The organism is Streptomyces sp. CBMA123 (assembly GCF_014596465.1).
Lineage (GTDB): Bacteria > Actinomycetota > Actinomycetes > Streptomycetales > Streptomycetaceae > Kitasatospora.
In genome coordinates, this window is record NZ_MECK01000372.1 from 1 (window position 1) to 4,044 (window position 4,044).

The following is a 4,044-nucleotide window of genomic DNA, read 5'->3' on the forward strand; positions in this document are numbered from 1 at the left end:
CTCGGGCTGGGCGCACTAGCGGTTCCCGGTCGCGGGGCGGGAGGCCGGCCGGCCCGGCCTCCCGCCCCGCGCGCGCTCCGCCGCCTCCCGCCGCCCGCTCCGCCCGGAACCTGAGTACGGATACTCAGGCGGCCGGGCCCGTCCGCACCGCACTCTGGAGGGGTGCTCTGGTCAGACCCCGAGGACGGGCCCTCGCCCGAGGCCCGTCGCATGCAGGAGCGGATGCAGCGGGCCGGGAAGGTGCTCGCCGCCATCGTGCTGGTGGGCGCCGTCCTGATCATGGTCACCCGGTACTTCACCTGAGCCGTTCACCCGAACGGCTCACCCGGGCAAGCCCTACCCTGGTGGGCATGACAGACCAGCGCGCCCTCGTCCTCGCCTCCGCCTCCCCCGCCCGCCTCGGGCTGCTGCGCCAGGCGGGGCTCGACCCGCGCGTGGTGGTCAGCGGCGTCGACGAGGACGCGATCACCGCCGCCACCCCCGGCGAGCTCGCCCTCGTCCTGGCCGAGGCCAAGGCGAAGGCCGTCGCCGCCGAACTGACCGACGGTGAGCTGGTGATCGGCTGCGACTCCGTCCTGGAGCTGGACGGCCTCGCCCTCGGCAAGCCCGCCGACGCCACCGAGGCGCTGGCCCGCTGGCAGTCCATGCGCGGTCGCGCCGGGGTGCTGCGCACCGGCCACTGCGTGATCGACACCGCGACCGGCCGGCAGTCCTCGGCGACCGCCTCCACCACCGTCCGCTTCGGCACCCCGGACGACGCGGAGGTGGCCGCCTACGTCGCCTCCGGCGAACCGCTGTACGTGGCCGGGGCGTTCACCCTGGACGGCCGCTCGGCGCCGTTCATCGACGGCATCGACGGCGACCCGGGCAACGTCATCGGCCTGTCCCTGCCGCTGCTGCGCCGACTCCTCGCCGACCTCGGCGTCCGGCTGGTCGATCTCTGGGCCTGACGGCCGGGCGGACGTGTGGACCGACTGACCTGCCGTACCGGCTGGTCGGCCCCCTAAGCTGACCGGCGTTCGAACGGGGAGGGAACGCGGCGATGACCGACAACGTGCTCAACGTGGTGCTCGGCCTGGTGGCCAGTGCCATCAGCGCCGGGCTCGGCTGGCTGGCCCAGGCCGTGCGGCGGCGGCGGAAGGTCGAGCGGGTACGGGAGTTCTTCGGGCTGCCGGCCGGCAGCGAGTGCCTGATCGTGGTGCCCCGCAGCGTCGGGGCGGGCTCGCACGCCAGCACCGTGACCCGCCGGGACGCCTACGCCCTGATGTGGCTGGCCGGGCTGGTCGAGGAGTGCGGCGCCCGGCCCGAACTGGTCGCCCACGACGCCGCGCACCGCGGCCTGGGCGCCAAGACCGAGCTGTGCCTGGGCGGTCCGGTCAGCAACGAGCGGATGGCCGCCCACGTGGCCTGGGGCCTGCCCGGGGTGCTGATCACCTCCGGCCCCGGCCCGGGCAGCAACGTGATCGCGGTGGGCGACCAGGAGTTCGCCGTCGAGCCCGACCGCACCCACGTGCTGCTGGCCCGGATCGCCACCCCGGACGGCGGCCGCCCGGTGTTCCTGGTCGCCGGCCAGACCGGCACGGCCAACCAGGCCGGCGTCCGCTACCTGGTGGCGCACCACCGCGAACTCGCCCGCAGGCACGGCCGGAACGGCACCTTCGCCCTCGTCCTGCGGGTGGTCAACCCGGCGGCGTACGGGCCGGACATGGTCGAGCCGGTCGCCGACGTCACGGCCGAGGCGCTGCGCCGCCCCACGACCGCCCCCACCACCGCCCCCACGAGCGGTACGACGAGCGGTACGACCACCGGCACGACCGTGGCTTGAGCGGACCACGGCAGGGTGTGTTCCATGCCACCGACCCGCCACGCCGCCCCCCGGTCACCCACCGTCGACCGGGCCCGTACGACCGCACCGGCCGCGACCTGCGAAGTCGCCGACCGCCTCGTCGCCGGGGCCCGAAATTCCATCACCGAGCGTGTGGGATAGTTCACAACCTGGGGCTACTCGCCGGTACCGCCCAGGAATCCATAAACTCAACGAGGTTCAAGAAGGGAGCCACAGTGCGCAAGGTGCTCATCGCCAACCGCGGGGAAATCGCCGTCCGCGTCGCCCGGGCCTGCTCGGACGCCGGTATCGCCAGCGTCGCCGTCTACGCCGAGCCGGACCGGGATGCGCTGCACGTCCGCGCGGCCGACGAGGCTTATGCGCTGGGCGGTGACACCCCCGGCACCAGTTACCTGGACATCGCCAAGGTCCTCAAGGCCGCCGAGGACTCCGGCGCCGACGCCGTACACCCCGGCTACGGGTTCCTGTCGGAGAACGCGGAGTTCGCCCAGGCCGTCCTCGACGCGGGCCTGACCTGGATCGGCCCGCCGCCGCAGGCCATCCGCGACCTCGGTGACAAGGTCACCGCCCGTCACGTCGCCCAGCGCGCCGGAGCCCCCCTGGTGGCCGGCACCCCGGACCCGGTCTCCGGCTCCGACGAGGTCGTCGAGTTCGCCCGGGAGCACGGCCTGCCGGTCGCCATCAAGGCGGCGTTCGGCGGCGGCGGCCGCGGCCTGAAGGTCGCCCGCACCCTGGAGGAGATCCCGGAGCTGTACGACTCCGCGGTGCGCGAGGCGGTCGCCGCCTTCGGTCGCGGCGAGTGCTTCGTCGAGCGCTACCTGGACAACCCGCGGCACGTGGAGACCCAGTGCCTCGCGGACAAGCACGGCAACGTGGTGGTCGTCTCCACCCGTGACTGCTCGCTGCAGCGCCGGCACCAGAAGCTGGTCGAGGAGGCGCCCGCGCCGTTCCTGACCGAGGCGCAGAACGCCGAGCTGTACCGCGCCTCCAAGGCCATCCTCAAGGAGGCCGGCTACGAGGGCGCCGGGACCTGCGAGTTCCTGGTCGCGCTGGACGGCACGATCTCCTTCCTGGAGGTCAACACCCGTCTTCAGGTGGAGCACCCGGTCACCGAGGAGGTCACCGGGATCGACCTGGTCCGCGAGATGTTCCGGATCGCCGACGGCGAGGAGCTCGGCTACGGCGACCCGGAGGTGCGCGGCCACGCCTTCGAGTTCCGCATCAACGGCGAGGACCCGGGCCGCAACTTCCTGCCCGCGCCCGGCACCGTGACGCTGTTCGCCCCGCCGTCCGGCCCGGGCGTGCGCCTGGACTCCGGCGTGGAGACCGGCTCGGTCATCGGCCCGGCCTGGGACTCGCTGCTGGCCAAGCTGATCGTCTCCGGCCGCGACCGCAAGCAGGCCCTGGAGCGGGCCCGGCGCGCGCTGAGCGAGTTCAGGGTCGAGGGCATGGCCACCGCCATCCCGTTCCACCAGGCGGTCGTCACCGACCCGGCGTTCGCGCCCGAGGTGCACGGCAGCGACGAGCCGTTCACGATCTTCACCCGCTGGATCGAGACCGAGTTCGACAACACCATCCCGGCGTTCACCGGCGGTGCCGGCGAGGCCGAGGAGGCGGAGACCCGGGAGACCGTGGTCGTCGAGGTCGGCGGCAAGCGGATCGAGGTCTCGCTGCCGTCCTCGCTGGGCGCCGCGGCGGCCCCGGCGGCCGGTGCGGCGGGCGGTGCCAAGGCCAAGCGCCGGGTGGGCGCCAAGAAGGCCGGCTCGGCCATCAGCGGTGACGCCCTGGCCTCGCCGATGCAGGGCACCATCGTCAAGGTCGCCGTCGAGGAGGGCCAGGTCGTCGCCGAGGGCGAGCTGATCGTGGTCCTGGAGGCGATGAAGATGGAGCAGCCGCTGAACGCCCACAAGGCGGGCACCGTGGTCGGCCTCAAGGCCGAGGTGGGCGCGAGCGTCAGCAGCGGCGCCGCGCTGTGCGAGATCAAGGACTGATCCGGACCGGCGGCTGACGCCGGGTCCGTCAATCCTCGACCGGTCCGTACTCCCTTCGGGGGGTGCGGACCGGTCGTGTTTCCGCGCGCTGCGGAACAGCCGGACTCAGCGCCCGCGCGGCAGGCCCATCTCGGCCAGCCGGACCGGCATCCCGCCCGGGCCGACCGGCCCGCCGTGCGCCCCGGGGCGGCGCTGGCCGGGCAGCGG

The 4,044-nt window shown here is 74.0% G+C and carries 4 protein-coding genes; all 4 read left to right on the top strand.

Annotated elements, in window-relative coordinates:
- Window positions 1–162 precede the first annotated feature (162 nt).
- Entirely contained in the window at window positions 163–303 is a 141-nt protein-coding gene (gene mmpB / locus BG452_RS30945; RefSeq protein ID WP_188307668.1) for a morphogenic membrane protein MmpB, read from the top strand.
- A 47-nt stretch (window positions 304–350) separates the two neighbouring features.
- On the top strand, window positions 351–950 hold the full coding sequence (locus tag BG452_RS30950) for a nucleoside triphosphate pyrophosphatase (protein ID WP_188307669.1): 600 nt from the start codon (window positions 351–353) through the stop codon (window positions 948–950).
- Between the two features lie 92 nt (window positions 951–1,042).
- Window positions 1,043–1,825 (top strand): hypothetical protein, encoded by a 783-nt coding sequence (locus BG452_RS30955; RefSeq protein ID WP_188307670.1) that lies wholly within the window; start codon window positions 1,043–1,045, stop codon window positions 1,823–1,825.
- A 236-nt stretch (window positions 1,826–2,061) separates the two neighbouring features.
- Window positions 2,062–3,837, top strand: a complete 1,776-nt coding sequence (locus tag BG452_RS30960; RefSeq protein WP_188307671.1) for an acetyl/propionyl/methylcrotonyl-CoA carboxylase subunit alpha — start codon at window positions 2,062–2,064, stop codon at window positions 3,835–3,837.
- Window positions 3,838–4,044 lie beyond the last annotated feature (207 nt).